The organism is Lysobacter sp. F60174L2 (assembly GCF_052547135.1).
The window spans coordinates 695867-712441 of sequence record NZ_JBQWRA010000001.1 but is presented as its reverse complement, the minus strand read 5'-3'; the positions used below and the strand labels follow the sequence as shown (position 1 = coordinate 712441).

The following is a 16575-nucleotide window of genomic DNA, read 5'->3' as shown; positions in this document are numbered from 1 at the left end:
GCTCTTGCATGGACTGGATATCTACAGAAAAACCCGGCCGACAACATCAGCAGCAGTACCTATCCGTTCCGCGCGTTCCAGAAGGTCGCTGTTGTCGTGCTTCCAGGTGTGAAAACCCGCCTGACCACTGCGATATCTGGCGAAATTAAAGCCGTCGACCGCCAGTACATCATGGCCCGATTCATAACAGCGCCGGATGAAATCGGAATCCGACCCCCCGCGCCGTGTCTCGGAAAATGGCACTTCGTCAATGATCTCGCGCCGGGCCGTGATGGTGCCGCCTGCAATCAATGCGCTCCGTGCGTCCCTGCTGTCGTGGAGCAGATGCGCGTGGTTTGCCCAGACCGGATCCCAGTACAGGGCGTCCTGTTCTTCCAGCAACGCAAACGTGGGAGGCTTGCCGGCGACGTCGAAGTCGACAACTCGTCTCCATAGCATCAAGTCCGAGAGGTAATTCGGCCCGTAGAGGTCGTCGTCGTCGACCTTGCTCCAGTACTCGGCATCCGTGAGGCCGATGGCGTAGTTGAGGCACGCACCAAGGCTGCGTTCGCGTCCCAGGCACACGATCCGAATGGGCTCGTCGGGCTGGACAAGGTTCATCGCGGCACTTACGTCCTGCGGCCCGTGCAGTACGACGACGAGTTCCTTGTGCGGGTATACATCAGCCCTGAACCGGTCGAGGCAACCGGCCAGCAGATGGGGCCGCATCGTGACCAGAATCATGGCGACCCTGGGCGGGCTTTCGGGAGGCTGCTCGATACCCAGATCACCGGCGATCTTGTTCAAACGGTCGGCGACGCAGTGTTCTCTCATGATCTCGCGCCAAACCCTGTGCGAGAGAGAGTCGCGCCAGAGCCGATCCTTGCGGGCGCGGGAAATGAAATCCGAAGCGGAGCCGATGTCAGTGCGAACCTCGATGCCCGGGAGCAGCACTCCGCGGTCCAGCAATTCGGAATGAACGACCAGGCTGCCACAAGCAGCTGCCCGGAGCATTGCCTGATGTTGCCGCCAAGACACCCGGAAAGCTTCATGGCGAAAAAGCTCCAGCGGAACCATCTTGTTCAATGCCGCCTTCGCAACCGGATCAACGCAACCGACGACTTCCGCTGAGAATTCATCGCAATCAGCAAGCCGAACGCCACTGAACTCCCACTCGCTTTCGCAGATGCGCAGTCCGGCACCGTGCAGCTCCTGGATCAGCACATCCTCGGATGCGCCCGCGGACAATTCCCACCAACCATCGAACAACACCTGATCGTTGAATGCGTCCCGGGATTCCCTCAAGGCGTAGGACTGCACCGGATTGTGGAGTGCGGGCTGTATGGCTACAGGCAGTATCTGGACGTGCTTGTCCGGGTAATCGGATGCAAGCCTGCCACGGATGGCATCATCGACCGCATACAGAAAATCGACATGTCGGGCCAGCCAGGAGAAGCGGTCATAGTTGCGCAGGTCTTCCCGGAACCAGAGCACCACTGGCAGTGATATCTCGTGGCACCTTTTCATGAGGGCCTCGACCTTCCCGCGTTGCCCGGCCTCGGCAACGAGGCTGTGGCGCCAGTCCCGGCTACCTGCGTGCCAGACGGCCTCCACAAGGAGGAAGTCGAACCGGCCACTGTCGAGCTGGGATGACCAGTCGGCTTCCTCCGCCCGGGTAACCGCAGCATCGAACGATAGTTCATGCGCCAGCTCATCGCTGCCCAGAAAGAAGACGCGGAGCGAGTCGTCTTTCTCCCGCCCAGACGCGGCGGCATCCATCACTCGAGACAGCGCGGCCGTTGCATCAACCAACCGGTAGGTTTCGTTGCTGTTCTCCGTGTCCCGCTCTTGGAGCGCACGCAACGGCGGCGGGATAACAGGCCGGGAAGCGACTGGTTGGCGCACCAGATCCAACGGCCGGGAGACGAATCCGCGCAACGCATTTTTCCAGCCTTTGGTTTTCACCGCTCGCAACGGCGCGGTAATCCTCCAAGAAGTGCTGGACAACAGTTCCAGACGTCTCGACTCTTCCCTGCCCAGTGCGATGCGGAGGTCCTGCACTTCACGCTCGAGCGCCGCGCAGCGATCCACACCATTCTCGACGGCGGCATGGCCCTTGCTGCCCTCCACACCCTGCGTTCCGCTTTTCAGCCCATCCTTCATGCGGTCGGCCTCTCACTTCGGAACCATCCGTACGTGCCGATGACGCCGCATTCGCTACAGATACTCATTGCGAGCCAGCCGAATTCGCTTTGCTTGGGTGATTGATAGGGGGTGGCGCTTGAGTTGCGGCGGCAGCTCCGGCAGCGGCAGCTTCACGTTCGGCCTTCGCACGCTGGACTGCTTTCCGGTAGCGGGCAAGGGCCTCGTCAATTTCCCCGAAGTAGGCGACCCTGCCCTTCTGGATCAACATACCCTTGTTGCACAGCTTCTTTGCAAGGTCCGTGTTGTGACTCGCGACAACGACGATCTTGCTGCCCTCCACGCGATCCATCAGACGCCCCCTCGCTTTCTTGACGAACTGGGCGTCGCCGGCACCGAACCACTCGTCCAGTAGCATGATGTCGTGTTGCATCGCCGTGGAGATCGCGAAGCCCAATCGCATGCGCTGCCCCGACGAGAGCGTGAGCAGCCGACGATTGGCCAGGTCGGCCAACTCGGAAAACTCCAGGATCGAGTCGACCATGCCACGCACCTGGTTGGCACGCATTCCCATGGCCGTCGCCCGCAGGAAAATGTTCTCGACCAACGTCCCTTCCTGGTTGAACCCCAGACTCAGATTCAACAAGGCTTGGCGTGAGCCCTGCATCAGCAGGCGGCCACGGGTAGGCTGAAAAGCCCCTGTCAAAACTCGCAACAACGTGGTCTTTCCAGCTCCGTTGCTACCGATCAGGGCGACTCGATCACCTTCCTCGATATTGAACGAAACGTTGTCCAACAGTGTCGCGAAATGGCGCTTGGGCAGCGAGGTCGCAGCGCCAAGTAAGGTCTTGAACCACGACGCATCGTCTTGCTTCGGCTGCACGTAATATGGGACATCGAGACCGATGCCATCTGCACGGATATAAGTGCTCATTGATTCAAAATCCTCACACTCATATCCACAACGGGACGAATCTCGCATATCGCCGGTACAGGAAACTGGCGAGACCCCAACCCGCGACCGTTAGGGCTCCAACAAACATCAAGCTGGAAGATGGAATCGCTTCGCCCAGCACTGGGGCGCGGACTACGGTTATCAGGTGATACGCAGGATTGAGGTGTACGGCCCACCAGCCAATATGCCCTGGAGGGAAGCGCTCCCCCACCCAGAGAATCGGAGTAAGGAGCATCCCGAAGCGCAGCATGGTGTTTGCAGCCTCTCCAGCATCGGGATGGCGGGCACCTATCAACGACATGCAGGTTGACCACCACACCATATTGGCGATCACCAACGGAAAGGTGAGAGCCATGGTGAATATATTTGTCCAATGCATGTTCGGCGACCATATCAGCACGCCCAACAGCACCAGAGAGGAGCAGGCAAAATAGAAGAATGCCTTTGAAAGCGAGCGCAGCACGAAATCGGTCAGGCGCGTCCGTCCATCCATTATGAATGACTTGTGGCCACGCAAGATCGAGGCGGCATCATTGGTGCACTGGACCATGAAGCGCCAGACCACGTAGCCCGTGGCGAGGTAGGCGATGAAAAAGGCAGGGTCGTGCCCCATCAATCGCGAATAAATGCTTCCAATCGCACCGACAAAGATGGCCACGGGCAGGAACACCCAAGCCAGGCCCAGCCGCGTGCGTCGGTACTTGGTTGCGATATCGAGCCAGCTGGAATAAGACCAGAATTCGGGGTAGCGGGCGCTGTCCCTGAGATGGGCAAGGAAGGATGGCATCAAGGTTCCGACCTCAAGTACCGATGCTCGATTCGATCGAGCGCTCGAGATCATTTCGGAGATCGGATACGTTTTCCACTCCCACGCTCAGTCGAACCAGGTTGTCGTCCACTCCCAATTCCGCCCGACGCTCCACCGGCACACTCGCATGCGTCATGATCGCCGGATGGTTCACTAGGCTTTCGACGCCACCCAGCGACTCGGCCAGCGCGAACAGTTCGGTCCGCTCGCAGAACCGCTTCGCCGCCTCGACTCCGCCCTTGAGGTAGATCGACACCATTCCGCCGAAGCCATCCATCTGCCGCTTGGCCAGCTCATGCTGCGGGTGCGACTTCAGACCCGGATACAGCACTTTCTCGATCGCGGGATGCGCTTCCAGCCATTCCGCCAGCGCCTGCGCGTTCTCGCAGTGCGCCTTCATCCGCAAATGCAATGTTTTCAGCCCGCGCAACGCCAGGAAGCTGTCGAACGGCCCCTGCACCCCGCCAATCGAGTTCTGCAGGAACGCCATCTGCTCGGCCAGTTCGGCGTCATCACCGACCACCGCCATGCCGCCGACCATGTCGGAATGGCCGTTGAGGTATTTGGTCGCCGAGTGCATGACGATGTGCGCGCCGTGTTCGACCGGGCGCTGCAGGATCGGCGAGCTGAACGTGTTATCGACCACCACGATCAGGCCGCGTTTGCGGGCGATCGCGGCGATCTGCGCGATGTCGACCAGCTTCAGCAGCGGGTTGGTCGGGGTCTCGATCCAGACCATCCTGGTTTCGGGCCGGATCGCGGCCTCGAAGGCGGCGGCATCGCTGAGGTCGACCCAGCTGAAATCCAGGCCGGCGGTGCGGCGGCGGACGCGCTCGAAGAGGCGGTAGGTGCCGCCGTAGACGTCGTCCATCGCGATCACGTGGCTGCCGGAGTCCAGCAGTTCCAGGATCGTCGAGGTGGCGGCCATGCCCGAGGCGAACGCGAACCCCCGGCTACCGCCTTCCAGCGCGGCGACGCAGCGCTCGTAGGCGAACCGGGTCGGGTTGTGGCTGCGGGTGTACTCGAACCCCTGGTGCACGCCCGGGCTCGACTGGACGTAGGTCGAGGTCTGGTAGATCGGCGTCATCACCGCGCCGGTGCTGGGGTCGGGGGACTGGCCGGCGTGGATGGCGAGGGTGCCGAGGCCGGGCCTGGCGCCGGCGTCGCCGCGGGGGTTACTGCTCATATTGGCTTTCCATTACCACGGTAAGGCGAACCGCGAAGTTTAACAGTTGCGGGTGTGGACAACGGATCAATATCTGAACCGGCAACGGGAGCCCACGCCCGCGACCGCGTCACTCAACCCGCCGACGCAGATAGTTCAGCAGGTCGATCCGCGTGATCAGCCCGAGGAATTTGTCCCCATCAACAATGATCGCGACGTGCCCACGGTCGAACACCGGCAGCAACGCCTCGATCGGGGCGCTGACATCGATCTTGTCCAGCTTGCTGACCATCGCCGTCGCCACCGGGTCCCGGAAGCGGCCCTCGTCGCCGTAGACGTGCATCAGGATGTCGGATTCGTCGACGATGCCGACCAGTTCGTCGTCCTGCATCACCGGCAACTGGCTGACGTCGTACAGCTTCATGCGCTGGTAGGCGGTCACCAGCAGGTCGCCCTGGCCGACCACGACGGTGTCGCGCAGCGAGAACGGGCGCAGGATCAGGTCGCCGAGGTTGCCGGCCTGCTCGCGCTCGAGGAAGCCGTTGTCGACCATCCAGTAGTCGTTGTACATCTTCGACAGGTACTTGTTGCCGGTGTCGCAGACGAATACCAGCACCTTCTTCGGCGTGGTCTGCTCGCGGCAATAGCGCAGCGCGGCCGCCAGCAGGGTGCCGGTGGACGAGCCACCGAGGATGCCCTCCTTCTCCAGCAGCATGCGCGCGGTCAGGAAGCTTTCCTTGTCGGGGATGGCATAGGCCTTTTTCACCCGGGTGAAGTCGGAGATCCCCGGCAGGAAGTCCTCGCCGATGCCCTCGACCATCCAGCTGGCCGACTTGTCGCTGAGGGTGCCTTCGTTGATGTACTCGGTGAGGATCGAGCCGACCGGGTCGGCCAGGATCAGCTCGGTGTGCGGGGACTGCTTGGCGAAGCAGCGCGACAGGCCGGTCATGGTGCCGGAACTGCCGCAACCGAACACGATCGCGTCCAGCCCGCCGACCTCGGCCATCTGCGCGAGGATCTCCGGGCCGGTGCCGTGCTCGTGCGCGGCCGGGTTGTCGGGGTTGCCGAACTGGTTGATGAAGTAGGCGCCCGGGGTCTCGCGGGCGAGCCGCTCGGCGAGGTCCTGGTAGTAGTCCGGGTGGCCCTTGGCGACGTCGGAGCGGGTCAGCACGACCTGCGCGCCCATCGCCTTGAGGTTGAAGATCTTCTCCCGGCTCATCTTGTCCGGGACCACCAGCACCAGCTTGTAGCCCTTCTGCTGGGCGACCAGGGCCAGGCCGAGGCCGGTGTTGCCGGCGGTGCCCTCGACCAGGGTGTCGCCGGGCTTGATGTCCCCGCGGGCCTCGGCCGCTTCGATCATCTTCAGGCCGATGCGGTCCTTGATCGAGCCGCCCGGGTTCTGCGATTCGAGCTTGAAATACAGCTCGCAGACACCGGTGTCGAGGTGCTGGGCCTTGACGATCGGGGTGTTGCCGATCAGGTCGAGTACGGACTGGGAAATGGCCATGCGATTGCGCGGGATCCTGGCGCCGGCGGGGTGCGGCGGACCCGTGCAAGTCTAAGGGATGATGCGGGGGGAAGGCGTGGCGGGACCGTTGGGTCCGGCCGCGACCGGTGCCGCGGAGCGGGCGATGGCGGACCGACGAGGATAACCACCACCGCCCGCGGCGGACTTTTTCTTCAGACCATCGATCCTACTGGGGCTGTGCGTCGTACATCCGGGTCAGGCGATCCTTCGCAGCCAGCTTTTCGCGCTTCATCTGGGCCAGGGTGGTGTCGTCGATCGGCAACACACCGAGTTCCGCGTCCATCACCTTCTTGTCGAGCTTCTTGTGGTGCTGGTAGAGCTGCTTGAACTCGGGGTTGGCCTTGATCAGCGCGTCGATTTCCGGCTGCGATTGTTCGTCGAACATGAAAGCCTCCTTCACGAATGCAAAAACGCCCCGACCGGCGGTCGAGGCGTTGCGGGGGTGGTGTAAAGGCCGGCCGCCACCAGTTGCACGACGGCGGGATACTGCTCCGGGATGTCCACTGACGCGTCGGTCTGCATGGTCGGCCTGGGTCTTCGCCAAGCGAAAAAACGGGTCGCCTGGATATCCGACCCTACTCCTGCCGATGGGGGGCGGCAAGGGACCCGGCCGGCGGTTCGTGGGAGCGCCGCCCCGGAATGGCCCGGCAAGCCCCGGCAGGCATGGCCGGGACTTGCAAACGGTTGATGAATAACGATTTTTTTATCTATCAATCGTCGTCGGAAGCGTCGGACCCGGCTTCCACTTCGCGCAGCAATTCCGCTTCCTGGCGGGCCAGTTCGGCCTCGCGCTCACGGGCGGCCCTGAGCTTGGCGGCCTGATCGCCGGCGACGTTCTGCAGGGCCGACTCGATGTCCTGCATCGCCTCGGTGCTGCTGGTGGCCTGCGCGCGCAGGCGGGCGGCCTCTTCGGCCTGGATCCGGGTCTGGATCCGCAGGCGTTCGGCCTCGGCGCGCGCCTGGGCGGCGTCGCGGCGGCTGGCCTCGAGGATCAGCTCGCTGCGCTCGCGTTCCAGACGGTCGACCTGGCGCTGCATCGCCTCGGTACGGGCGGCGACCTCGGCGATCCGCACCCGCCGCTGGGCCACGTAATAGGCGGCGTCGTACTGGCTGCTGCGGGCGGTGGCCATGGCCGCGACAGCCTGCCGGGCCTGCAGTCGCTCGTAGGCCGCCAGATTCGCGGTTTCGCTGTCGGCGTCGAGCGCGTTCAGCTGTTGCGACAGCTCGATGGCGGCGGCGTCTTCGGCCGCGTACGCAGGCACTGCCGCGAGCAATGACGTGGCCAGCGCGATCGCCAGCACGGTCGTCTGGATCTTCATCGGCCACCCTCCCCTTGCAGGCGTTGCTGCAGCTGTTCGACCTCGGACCGGCGCTGGGCCAGTTCGGAGGTGGCCAGCGCCTCCCGGCTCAATGCGTAGGCCAGGTCGGCATCCGACCACGCCGCCAGCGCGAGTTTGCGGGCATCGTCGTTGCGACCCTCGGCCATCGCCGCCTGGGCCCGGGTCAGGCCGGTGCGGGCGGTTGCCAGCGGGTCGGGCGCATACTGGTCGGCGTCGGCACCGGTGGCGCGTACCACCGCCTGCTGGGCGCTGTTGAGCTCGGCGGTCGGCGGCGGCAGGGTCGCGCAGGCACTGATCGTGCAAGCGAGAACTGCGCCCAGTAGCAGGTAACGAAATTGTGCGAAGCTGCGATGCATAGGGGAGCCGTGTCGGAAGTTTTTCGCGCGGCCATTGTGATCAAGCTGGCGCCGCGCTTGCAATGGCAACCGTACGCCGGATTCATTTAGGGGTGTGTGCATGGACATCGGCTATTTCCTGAAGCTGATGACGGAGAAGAACGCGTCGGACATGTTCCTGTCCACTGGCGCGCCGGTCTACATCAAGATCGAGGGCCGGCTGCATCCGCTGGGCAACACCGGCTTGCCGCCGGGCATGGTCAAGAAGATCGCCTACTCGCTGATGGACGAGGGCCAGGTGCCGCAGTTCGAGCGCGACCTGGAACTGAACATAGCCTATGCGCTGCCCGACGCCGGGCGTTTCCGCATCAACGTGTTCAAGCAGCGCGGCGAGATCGGCATGGTGATCCGCGCGATCCGCAGCGTGATCCCGTCGATCGAGGAACTGCAACTTCCGCCGGTACTCAAGAACATCATCATGGCGCCGCGCGGGCTGGTGCTGATCGTCGGTTCCACCGGCTCGGGCAAGTCGACCACGCTGGCGTCGATGATCGACCACCGCAACAGCCACATCGCCGGCCACATCCTCACCATCGAGGACCCGATCGAATACCTGCACCGGCACAAGCGCTCGATCGTCAACCAGCGCGAGGTCGGGCTCGACACCCACACCTTCCACAACGCGCTGAAGAACGCGATGCGCGAAGCGCCGGACGTGATCCTGATCGGCGAGATCCTCGACCAGACCACGATGGAGGCGGCGATCGCGTTCGCCGAGACCGGCCACCTCTGCCTGGCCACGCTGCACTCCAACAACGCCGACCAGACCCTGGAGCGCATCCTCAACTTCTTCCCCGAGGCCGCGCACAAGAACGTGCTGATGAACCTGGCGTTGAACCTGAAGGCGGTGATCTCGCAACGGCTGGTGATCGGCACCGACGGTCGCCGCCTGCCGGCCGCCGAGGTGCTGATCAACACCCCGCACATCCGCGACCTGATGCGCCGCGGCCAGGTCCACGAGATCAAGCACGCGATGGAGGAGACGCTGGAGGAAGGCATGGAGACCTTCGACCAGTGCCTGTTCCGGCTGCAGAAGGAAGGCCGGATCGGCATGGAGGAGGCGCTGCAGGCGGCCGACTCGCGCGACGGCCTGGCGTTGAAGTTCCGGTTGTCGGAAGGCTCCGACGCCGAGCACGACCCCTACGCGGACGTGTTCAACGCGGACACGTAACCGGCAACGCGCGCCTCAGTTGGGCTGGGGCGCGTCGGGCTGGTTTTCCGGCCGCGCCGCATCGAACGCCGGCAACGCGAGGCAGGCCCTGTCGATCCGCTCGATCGTCGGGAACGCGGCGAGGTCGACCCCGAACCGCCGCGCGTTGTAGACCTGCGGGATGAGGCAGCAGTCCGCCAGGCCCGGGATGTTGCCTTCGCAGAACTCGCCGGTCGAAGGATGGTCGTTGAGCATGGCCTCGACCGCGGCGAACCCGCCGACGATCCAGTGCCGCACCCATTCGTCGCGCTCGGGCTGCGGCACGTTCCAGGTGTTGTCGAAGTACTGCAGCACCCGCAGGTTGTTGAGCGGGTGGATGTCGCAGGCCACCGCCTGGGCGATCGCGCGCGCGCGCTGGCGGTCGCGGCTGGTCACCGGCAGCAGCGCCGGCTCGGGCCAGGTCTCGTCCAGGTATTCGAGGATCGCGACCGACTGGCGCAGGATCCGGTCGCCGTGCTTGAGCACCGGCACCAGCTCCTGCGGGTTGATCCCGCGGTAGCTTTCGGCATGCTGCTCGCCACCGTCGCGGACCAGGTGCACCGGGATCGTCTCGTAGCCCAGGCCCTTGAGGTTCAGCCCGATCCGCACGCGGTACGCGGCGCTCGATCGCCAGTACGAATACAGCTGCAATTGGTCCACCCGCGACCTTCCTTCTGTCATCTGCGCTCCCCCCTGAGCACGGTATCCGATGCGGGCGCCGGCGGACGACCATCCGCCGGCGCGTGCCGCCGCCGGTCAGGCGTCGTGGCGCTCGATGCGCTGCTCGATCGCGCCGAAGATGCTGTTGCCGGCCTTGTCGAGCATCTCGATGCGGACCACGTCGCCATAGCTCATGAACGGCGTCGACGGCTTGCCGTCGCGCAGGGTCTCGACCGTGCGCTGCTCGGCGAAGCACGAGGCGCCGAGGCTGGTGTCCTCGTTGGCGATGGTGCCGGAACCGACGATGGTGCCGGCCGACAGCGGCCGGGTCCGGGTCACGTGCGCGACCAGCTGGGCGAAGTTGAACTGCATGTCGACCCCGGCCTCCGGTGCGCCGAACCACTTGCCGTTGACATGGGTCAGCAGCGGCAGGTGGACCTTGCTGTCGCGCCAGACATCGCCGAGCTCGTCGGGCGTGACGAACACCGGGCTCAGGCCGGAGCGCGGCTTGGACTGGACGAAGCCGAAGCCCTTGGCCAGCTCGCCCGGGATCAGGTTGCGCAGCGACACGTCGTTGACCAGTCCGATCAGCTGGATGTGGCGGGCGGCCTGCTCCGGGGTGATCGCCATCGGCACGTCGTCGGTGATGACCACCAGCTCGGCCTCCAGGTCGATGCCGTACTCCTCGCTCGGCACCCGCACCGGGTCGCGCGGGCCGAGGAAGCCGGCGCTGACCGCCTGGTACATCAACGGATCGGTGTAGAAGCTTTCCGGCACCTGCGCGCCGCGGGCGCGGCGCACGCGCTCGACATGCGGCAGGTAGGCGCTGCCGTCGACGAACTCGTAGGCGCGCGGCAACGGCGCCGCCAGCGCGGCCACGTCTAGGTCGAACGCGCCGTCGGCCTTGCCTTCGTTGAGGGCGCCGGACAGCGCGTTGAGCCGCGGCGCGATGTTGGACCAGTCCTCCAGGGCGCGCTGCAGGGTGTTGGCGATGCCGGTCGCGCGAACCGCGCGGGCGAGGTCGCGCGACACCACGATCAGCGTGCCGTCGCGGCCGCCTTCCTTGAGGGAACCAAGCTTCATTGAAAATCTCCGGGTTGCGACATCGAGACGCGATGGTTTCAATTGTAACGGTTAGCCCCGATCCGCGACCAGCGGACACGAAAAAGCCCGCCGTGAGGCGGGCTTCTTCGTTTGGAACTGGCAGCCCCGGATGGATTCGAACCACCGAATGCCTGAGTCAGAGTCAGGTGCCTTACCGCTTGGCGACGGGGCTGTGGAACTGGTGTCGTCGGAGCGTATTTTAGCGCTTCGAGAACTGGGTTGCACGACGCGCCTTGTGCAGGCCGACCTTCTTGCGCTCGACCTCGCGGGCGTCGCGGGTGACGAAGCCGGCCTTGCGCAGTTCGCCCTTCAGCGACTCGTCGTACTCGACCAGCGCGCGGGCGATGCCCAGGCGGATCGCACCGGCCTGGCCGGTGGTGCCGCCGCCGGCGACGGTGACGTTGACGTCGAACTTGTCGGTGTTCTTGGTCAGCTCGAGCGGCTGGCGCACGATCATGCGCGCGGTCTCGCGGCCGAAGAACTCCTCGATCGAGCGCTTGTTGATGGTGATGTTGCCCTCGCCCTTGCGCAGGTACACGCGAGCGGTGGAGGACTTGCGGCGGCCGGTGCCGTAGTTCTGCTGGATTGCCATATGCGTAGTGACCTTAGATATCGAGCGGCTGCGGCTGCTGGGCGGCGTGCGGATGCTCGGCGCCGGCGTAGACCTTGAGCTTGCGGTACATCGCGCGGCCGAGCGGGTTCTTCGGCAACATGCCCTTGACGGCGGTCTCGATGACGCGCTCGGGGTGGCGCTCAAGCGCCTGGGCCAGGGTCTCGGTCTTCAGGTTGCCGACGTAGCCGGTGAACCGGTGGTACTTCTTGTCGGCCAGCTTGTTGCCGGTGACCACGATCTTCTCGGCGTTGATCACCACCAGGTAATCGCCGGTATCGACGTGCGGGGTGAACACCGGCTTGTGCTTGCCACGCAGGCGGTGGGCAAGCTCGGCGGCCAGGCGGCCCAAGGTCTTGCCGGAGGCGTCGACCAGGTACCAGTCACGCTGGACGGTCTCGTTCTTGGCGGTGAATGTCTTCATGACTGCTCTTCTTTGGGTACCTGGCCGGGCTGATTCCGTAGCGGGCCGCTGGGCCACGCCGGAATTTCGCCACGCGTTTTAGGTATTCGGGAAACGAAAGAGGCGGAATGATAGCGGGCCAGACGACGCGCCGCAAGTCCACCGAGCCGCCCATGCTAGCATCGCCGCATGCCCTTTGCCACGCGCCCGCCACCCGCCGACCCGCTGGTGGCGCTGGCCGACCGCTGCGTGCAATGCGGGCTGTGCCTTCCGGCCTGCCCGACCTACCGGCACGACCAGCTCGAGGCCGAGTCGCCGCGCGGCCGGATCGCGCTGGCACGGGCCTGGGCACTGGACACCATCGAGCCGACCGCCATTGGCGACAGCCACCTCGACCACTGCCTGGGCTGTCGCAGTTGCGAAGCCGTGTGCCCGGCCGGCGTGGAGTATGGCGCATTGCTGGTCGAGACCCGGCGCCGGCAGCGCAGCCGGCGCCGGCCGGGGCTGCGGCGACACCTCGCCACCGCGCTCGTCGCCCGCCCGCGGCTGCTCGCCCGGCTGCTGGCGTTGTACCGCCTCGGCCACCCCCTGTTGCCACGGCGATGGCGCCTGCTGCCACCGCCCCCCGCCCCCGCGCAGCCCGTGGAACCGGTCATCGCCAGCCCCGTGGCGACGGAATCGGCCGCGCTGTTCATCGGCTGCATCGCCCAGCCCTATGAATCCGCCACCCGCGACGCGCTGGCGCGGCTGTGCGCGGCGCTGTCGATCGAGCTGCGGATGCCGGCGGCGCAGACCTGCTGCGGCAGCCTGCACGCACATGCCGGCGACACCGCCGCCGCCGAGCGGCTGGCAGCGGCGAACCGCGTCGCATTCGCCGGCCAGGAGCGCGTGCTGACGCTGGCCAGTGGCTGCCACGAGGCCGTCGCCACCGCGCTCGGGCCGGCGGCCATCGACGCACTGGCGTTCCTTGACAGTCGCCGCGCGCAGCTGCACTTCGCCGAACGCCGCGAGCGCGTCGCCCTGCACCTGCCCTGCACCCAGCGCAACGTGGTGCGCTCGGCTCCCGCGCTGCGCCGGCTGCTGGCGCAGGTACCCGGGCTGACCGTGGTCGAACTCGATGCCGGCTTCGGCTGCTGCGGCGCGGCCGGCCTGCAGATGCTGACCGACCCCGGCCGCGCCACCGACTATCGCCAGCCCCTGCTCGACCAGTTCGCCGCCAGCGGCGCGACCGCCCTGCTCAGCGCCAATATCGGCTGCCGCCTGCATCTGGCCGGCGGCACCGACCTGCCGGTGCGACACCCGCTGGAGTTCCTCGCCGACGCGCTCGCTCCTGCACCGCCCTCTCACCGCCCGGCCGTAGAATCGACGCCATGAACGTTCGCACCCTGTCTCCGCTCGACCGCCTGCTCGGCGATGCCCAGCGCGCCCTCGAAACCGTGCTCGGCGCGCCGCCCGCACTGCGCCCGAATCCCGCCGCCGACCAGGCCGAGATCGTGCTGGAGGATGACGAGCGCCGCCACTCGGCCGGCCTGATGCGGATCAACCATGTCGGCGAGGTCTGCGCCCAGGCCCTGTATTGCGGCCAGGCCGCGGTGGCCCGCGACGAGGCGACCCGCGCCCACCTGCTCGACGCCGCGCAGGAGGAGACCGACCACCTGGCCTGGTGCCACCAGCGCCTGCGCGAACTCGACAGCCGCCCCAGCCTGCTCAACCCGTTGTGGTACGCCGGCAGCTACGCCATCGGTGCCCTCGCCGGCCTGCGCGGCGACGGCTGGAATCTCGGCTTCGTGGTCGAGACCGAGCGTCAGGTCGAGGCGCACATCGACGAGCACCTGGAATCGTTGCCGCCGGCCGACGCACGCAGCCGGGCGATCCTCGGGGTGATGAAGGCCGACGAGGCCCGCCATGCCGCCAACGCCGAAGCGGCCGGCGCGCGGGTCTTGCCGCCGCCGGTTCCGACCTTGATGGCGGCTGCGTCGAAGCTGATGAAGACCGTGGCGTATCGGGTCTGAAGGGTCTGTAAAGTCAGGGACATGGCGTCTTCGGCTGTACGCGCAGGAGGCGGCCGGAGGGGGAAGAGCAGGGCGCCTTTTGTAGGAGCGGCGTAAGTCGCGAATGCCTTGCCGCCTCGGGGGGTCAGAGCGTCGCGACTTACGTCGCTCCTACAGCGGAGGGAGTCGCTTTGGCGCAGGCGACGCCAGCCGGCTCGTTCCGCGCCGTCGACGAAACATTCCTTCAACCAACCAGCGCCACAGCCCCAAGCCGCGAAGCGGCGTCCTGTCGGGGTATTGCGGAGAGCGCGCCATGGGTGAGTCCAGACCGTTTGCGCGGCATGCCGCGCGGTCTGGGCGAACGCCCGGCGCGCTGCGCCGGGCCGGACCGCGGAGCGGGCGCGCGTCCCCGACTCGGGCGATGGACGGCCCGACGGAGGGGCGGAGACAATACCCCGGCAGGGCGGCGCCCCTCGCCGAAGCCGAGCCGCCCTGCTGTTGATTTTGAGCACCCCCGACTGCCGATGTTGACCTCAACCTCGACACCGACACCGATACCCGGAAACAGAAAAGCCGGCACCAACGCCGGCCTTCCGCATCCCACCACGCCGCCGGTCAATCGACCAGGTTGCGCCCGTGGTACAGCTCCTCGATCTCGCGCTTCAGCCGCGCCTCGATCTTCATCCGCTCCTTGAACGACAGATTGCGCGCCTTCTCCTCGAACAGGTACTGGTCGAGGTCGAAATCCTTCAGGTGCATCTTCGTGTGGAAGATGTTTTCCTGGTAGACATTGACGTCGAGCATCTCGTAGCGCGAACGGATGTTCTTGTGCAGGTAGTCCTGGATCGAATTGATCTTGTGGTCGATGTAATGCTTCTTGCCCTTGACGTCGCGGGTGAAGCCACGGACCCGGTAGTCCATGATCACGATGTCGGACTCCAGCGACTCGATCAGGTAGTTCAGCGCCTTCAGCGGCGAGATCACCCCGCAGGTCGCCACGTCGATGTCGGCACGGAACGTCGCGATGCCGTTGTCCGGATGGGTCTCCGGATACGTGTGCACCGTGATGTGCGACTTGTCCATGTGCGCGACCACGGCATCGGAAATCACGCCCTTGGCATCCTTCTTGTCGATCACCGGCTCCTCGGAGATGAGGATGGTGACCGACGCGCCCTGCGGGTCGTAGTCCTGGCGCGCGATGTTGAGGATGTTGGCGCCGATGATGTCCGCCACGTCCGTCAGGATCTGGGTCAGCCGGTCGGCGTTGTAGGCCTCGTCGATGTACTCGATATAGCGCTGCCGCTCCTCTTCGGAGGCGGCGAAGCTGACATCGTAGATGTTGAACGAGAGTGCCTTGGTGAGGTTGTTGAAACCCTGCAACCTCAGGCGCGGCAACGGCTTGACCACGGTGGTTTCCCGGTACGTCGGACAGGGCGGGGATTATGGGGCAATTGCCGGCGCGGGGAAAATGCGCGGCCGCGACCCCGCGTGCGCGGCCTCGCGCGACCGCGCCCCGGTCCGGCTGCCGCTCAGCGGCGGGATTTGCCACGCGCCGCCAGTTCGACCTAAGCTCGCCGGATGCCTCGAGCACTTAGCCTATGTCCGCCAACCTGGTAGCCCCATTGACTGCTCTGCGTAGAACCAACAGCCCGCTGATGCCCGACGGCGCGGTCATCGAACGATTCCTTGCCCACTGCCACCGTCGGCGGTACCCGTCGCGCACCGACGTGTTCCGCCCGGGCGACCCGGCCAGCACCCTGTACTACGTGGTGTCCGGCTCGGTCAGCATCATCACCGAGGAGGACGACGGCCGCGAGCTGGTCCTGGGCTACTTCGGTCCCGGCGAGTTCGTCGGCGAGCTGGGCCTGTTCATCGAGAACGACCAGCGCGAAGTGATCCTGCGCACCCGCACGCCATGCGAACTGGCCGAGATCGGCCACGAGCGCTTCTACGACCTGCTGCTGTCGCGGCTGGCCACCGATGCGCCGAAGCTGCTGTATTCGATCGGCGCGCAGATCTCCCGCCGGTTGCTCGATACCAGCAGGAAAGCCGGCCGCCTGGCATTCCTCGACGTCACCGACCGCATCGTCCGCGCCCTGCACGACCTGGCCAAGGAGCCGGAGGCGATGAGCCATCCCGACGGCACCCAGTTGCGCGTGTCCCGCCAGGAGCTGTCGCGCCTGGTCGGCTGCTCGCGAGAGATGGCCGGCCGCGTGCTCAAGAAGCTGCAGGCCGACGGCAAGCTGCATGCCCGCGGCAAGACCGTGGTGCTGTACGGCACCCGCTGAGTCGGCAATGCTTGACTC

Annotated in this window: 17 protein-coding genes and 1 tRNA gene; 4 read left to right on the top strand and 14 right to left on the bottom strand. The window is 65.6% G+C overall.

Annotation, left to right across the window (positions count from 1 at the left end):
• Positions 1-21: 21 nt before the first annotated feature.
• The 8 genes from ACT9AS_RS03210 to ACT9AS_RS03175 form a co-directional block, all read right to left on the bottom strand.
• Positions 22-2142 carry a hypothetical protein gene (locus ACT9AS_RS03210; protein WP_445098665.1) on the bottom strand — a complete coding sequence of 707 codons (2121 nt, stop codon included), beginning with the start codon at positions 2140-2142 and terminating at the stop codon, positions 22-24.
• A 64-nt stretch (positions 2143-2206) separates the two neighbouring features.
• On the bottom strand, positions 2207-3055 hold the full coding sequence (locus tag ACT9AS_RS03205; RefSeq protein ID WP_445098664.1) for an ATP-binding cassette domain-containing protein: 849 nt from the start codon (positions 3053-3055) through the stop codon (positions 2207-2209).
• 19 nt (positions 3056-3074) lie between these two features.
• Positions 3075-3863, bottom strand: a complete 789-nt coding sequence (locus ACT9AS_RS03200) for an ABC transporter permease (protein WP_445098663.1) — start codon at positions 3861-3863, stop codon at positions 3075-3077.
• 13 nt (positions 3864-3876) lie between these two features.
• A complete protein-coding gene (locus ACT9AS_RS03195; protein ID WP_445098662.1) occupies positions 3877-5070 on the bottom strand; it encodes a cystathionine gamma-synthase in 1194 nt (397 codons plus the stop codon).
• Positions 5071-5179: 109 nt separating this feature from the next.
• The gene (locus tag ACT9AS_RS03190) at positions 5180-6556 is read right to left on the bottom strand and encodes a pyridoxal-phosphate dependent enzyme (RefSeq protein WP_445098661.1); all 1377 of its coding nucleotides are present in this window, start codon (positions 6554-6556) and stop codon (positions 5180-5182) included.
• Between the two features lie 187 nt (positions 6557-6743).
• A complete protein-coding gene (locus ACT9AS_RS03185) occupies positions 6744-6962 on the bottom strand; it encodes a DUF465 domain-containing protein (RefSeq protein ID WP_445098660.1) in 219 nt (72 codons plus the stop codon).
• A gap of 325 nt (positions 6963-7287) precedes the next feature.
• Entirely contained in the window at positions 7288-7896 is a 609-nt protein-coding gene (locus tag ACT9AS_RS03180) for a hypothetical protein (protein ID WP_445098659.1), read from the bottom strand.
• Positions 7893-8273 (bottom strand): DUF4398 domain-containing protein, encoded by a 381-nt coding sequence (locus tag ACT9AS_RS03175; protein WP_445098658.1) that lies wholly within the window; start codon positions 8271-8273, stop codon positions 7893-7895. The genes ACT9AS_RS03180 and ACT9AS_RS03175 overlap by 4 nt, the downstream gene beginning before the upstream one ends.
• 100 nt (positions 8274-8373) lie before the next feature.
• Between ACT9AS_RS03175 and ACT9AS_RS03170 the strand changes: the two genes are divergently transcribed.
• Entirely contained in the window at positions 8374-9483 is a 1110-nt protein-coding gene (locus tag ACT9AS_RS03170; protein WP_445098657.1) for a PilT/PilU family type 4a pilus ATPase, read from the top strand.
• A gap of 15 nt (positions 9484-9498) precedes the next feature.
• Here the strand turns inward: ACT9AS_RS03170 and maiA are convergent, their stop codons facing one another.
• The 5 genes from maiA to rplM form a co-directional block, all read right to left on the bottom strand.
• Positions 9499-10161, bottom strand: a complete 663-nt coding sequence (gene maiA / locus ACT9AS_RS03165) for a maleylacetoacetate isomerase (protein ID WP_445098656.1) — start codon at positions 10159-10161, stop codon at positions 9499-9501.
• Between the two features lie 96 nt (positions 10162-10257).
• Positions 10258-11244: a fumarylacetoacetate hydrolase family protein gene (locus tag ACT9AS_RS03160; RefSeq protein ID WP_445098655.1), complete on the bottom strand. Its 987-nt coding sequence runs from the start codon at positions 11242-11244 to the stop codon at positions 10258-10260.
• A 118-nt stretch (positions 11245-11362) separates the two neighbouring features.
• A tRNA-Gln gene (locus ACT9AS_RS03155) sits at positions 11363-11437 on the bottom strand.
• Positions 11438-11464: 27 nt separating this feature from the next.
• Positions 11465-11857 carry a 30S ribosomal protein S9 gene (gene rpsI, locus ACT9AS_RS03150; RefSeq protein WP_445098654.1) on the bottom strand — a complete coding sequence of 131 codons (393 nt, stop codon included), beginning with the start codon at positions 11855-11857 and terminating at the stop codon, positions 11465-11467.
• 13 nt (positions 11858-11870) lie between these two features.
• Positions 11871-12299 carry a 50S ribosomal protein L13 gene (rplM, locus tag ACT9AS_RS03145; RefSeq protein ID WP_445098653.1) on the bottom strand — a complete coding sequence of 143 codons (429 nt, stop codon included), beginning with the start codon at positions 12297-12299 and terminating at the stop codon, positions 11871-11873.
• A 168-nt stretch (positions 12300-12467) separates the two neighbouring features.
• Between rplM and ACT9AS_RS03140 the strand changes: the two genes are divergently transcribed.
• Both ACT9AS_RS03140 and coq7 read left to right on the top strand, forming a co-directional pair.
• Positions 12468-13652, top strand: a complete 1185-nt coding sequence (locus ACT9AS_RS03140; protein ID WP_445098652.1) for a heterodisulfide reductase-related iron-sulfur binding cluster — start codon at positions 12468-12470, stop codon at positions 13650-13652.
• On the top strand, positions 13649-14290 hold the full coding sequence (coq7, locus tag ACT9AS_RS03135; RefSeq protein WP_445098651.1) for a 2-polyprenyl-3-methyl-6-methoxy-1,4-benzoquinone monooxygenase: 642 nt from the start codon (positions 13649-13651) through the stop codon (positions 14288-14290). The genes ACT9AS_RS03140 and coq7 overlap by 4 nt, the downstream gene beginning before the upstream one ends.
• Before the next feature lie 594 nt (positions 14291-14884).
• Here coq7 and speD read toward each other — a convergent pair.
• Positions 14885-15676 (bottom strand): adenosylmethionine decarboxylase, encoded by a 792-nt coding sequence (gene speD / locus ACT9AS_RS03130; RefSeq protein WP_445098650.1) that lies wholly within the window; start codon positions 15674-15676, stop codon positions 14885-14887.
• A 191-nt stretch (positions 15677-15867) separates the two neighbouring features.
• On the opposite strand from speD, the gene crp reads away from it, so the two are divergent.
• The gene (gene crp, locus ACT9AS_RS03125; RefSeq protein ID WP_445098649.1) at positions 15868-16557 is read left to right on the top strand and encodes a cAMP-activated global transcriptional regulator CRP; all 690 of its coding nucleotides are present in this window, start codon (positions 15868-15870) and stop codon (positions 16555-16557) included.
• Positions 16558-16575 lie beyond the last annotated feature (18 nt).

Excerpts from the sequence above, each read along its gene's own strand:
- ACT9AS_RS03210 (WP_445098665.1), bottom strand. The coding sequence starts at position 2,142 with ATGAAGGATGGGCTGAAAAGCGGAACGCAGGGTGTGGAGGGCAGCAAG.
- ACT9AS_RS03205 (WP_445098664.1), bottom strand. The coding sequence starts at position 3,055 with ATGAGCACTTATATCCGTGCAGATGGCATCGGTCTCGATGTCCCATAT.
- ACT9AS_RS03200 (WP_445098663.1), bottom strand. The coding sequence starts at position 3,863 with ATGCCATCCTTCCTTGCCCATCTCAGGGACAGCGCCCGCTACCCCGAA.
- ACT9AS_RS03195 (WP_445098662.1), bottom strand. The coding sequence starts at position 5,070 with ATGAGCAGTAACCCCCGCGGCGACGCCGGCGCCAGGCCCGGCCTCGGC.
- ACT9AS_RS03190 (WP_445098661.1), bottom strand. The coding sequence starts at position 6,556 with ATGGCCATTTCCCAGTCCGTACTCGACCTGATCGGCAACACCCCGATC.
- ACT9AS_RS03185 (WP_445098660.1), bottom strand. The coding sequence starts at position 6,962 with ATGTTCGACGAACAATCGCAGCCGGAAATCGACGCGCTGATCAAGGCC.
- ACT9AS_RS03180 (WP_445098659.1), bottom strand. The coding sequence starts at position 7,896 with ATGAAGATCCAGACGACCGTGCTGGCGATCGCGCTGGCCACGTCATTG.
- ACT9AS_RS03175 (WP_445098658.1), bottom strand. The coding sequence starts at position 8,273 with ATGCATCGCAGCTTCGCACAATTTCGTTACCTGCTACTGGGCGCAGTT.
- ACT9AS_RS03170 (WP_445098657.1), top strand. The coding sequence starts at position 8,374 with ATGGACATCGGCTATTTCCTGAAGCTGATGACGGAGAAGAACGCGTCG.
- ACT9AS_RS03160 (WP_445098655.1), bottom strand. The coding sequence starts at position 11,244 with ATGAAGCTTGGTTCCCTCAAGGAAGGCGGCCGCGACGGCACGCTGATC.
- rpsI (WP_445098654.1), bottom strand. The coding sequence starts at position 11,857 with ATGGCAATCCAGCAGAACTACGGCACCGGCCGCCGCAAGTCCTCCACC.
- rplM (WP_445098653.1), bottom strand. The coding sequence starts at position 12,299 with ATGAAGACATTCACCGCCAAGAACGAGACCGTCCAGCGTGACTGGTAC.
- ACT9AS_RS03140 (WP_445098652.1), top strand. The coding sequence starts at position 12,468 with ATGCCCTTTGCCACGCGCCCGCCACCCGCCGACCCGCTGGTGGCGCTG.
- coq7 (WP_445098651.1), top strand. The coding sequence starts at position 13,649 with ATGAACGTTCGCACCCTGTCTCCGCTCGACCGCCTGCTCGGCGATGCC.
- crp (WP_445098649.1), top strand. The coding sequence starts at position 15,868 with ATGTCCGCCAACCTGGTAGCCCCATTGACTGCTCTGCGTAGAACCAAC.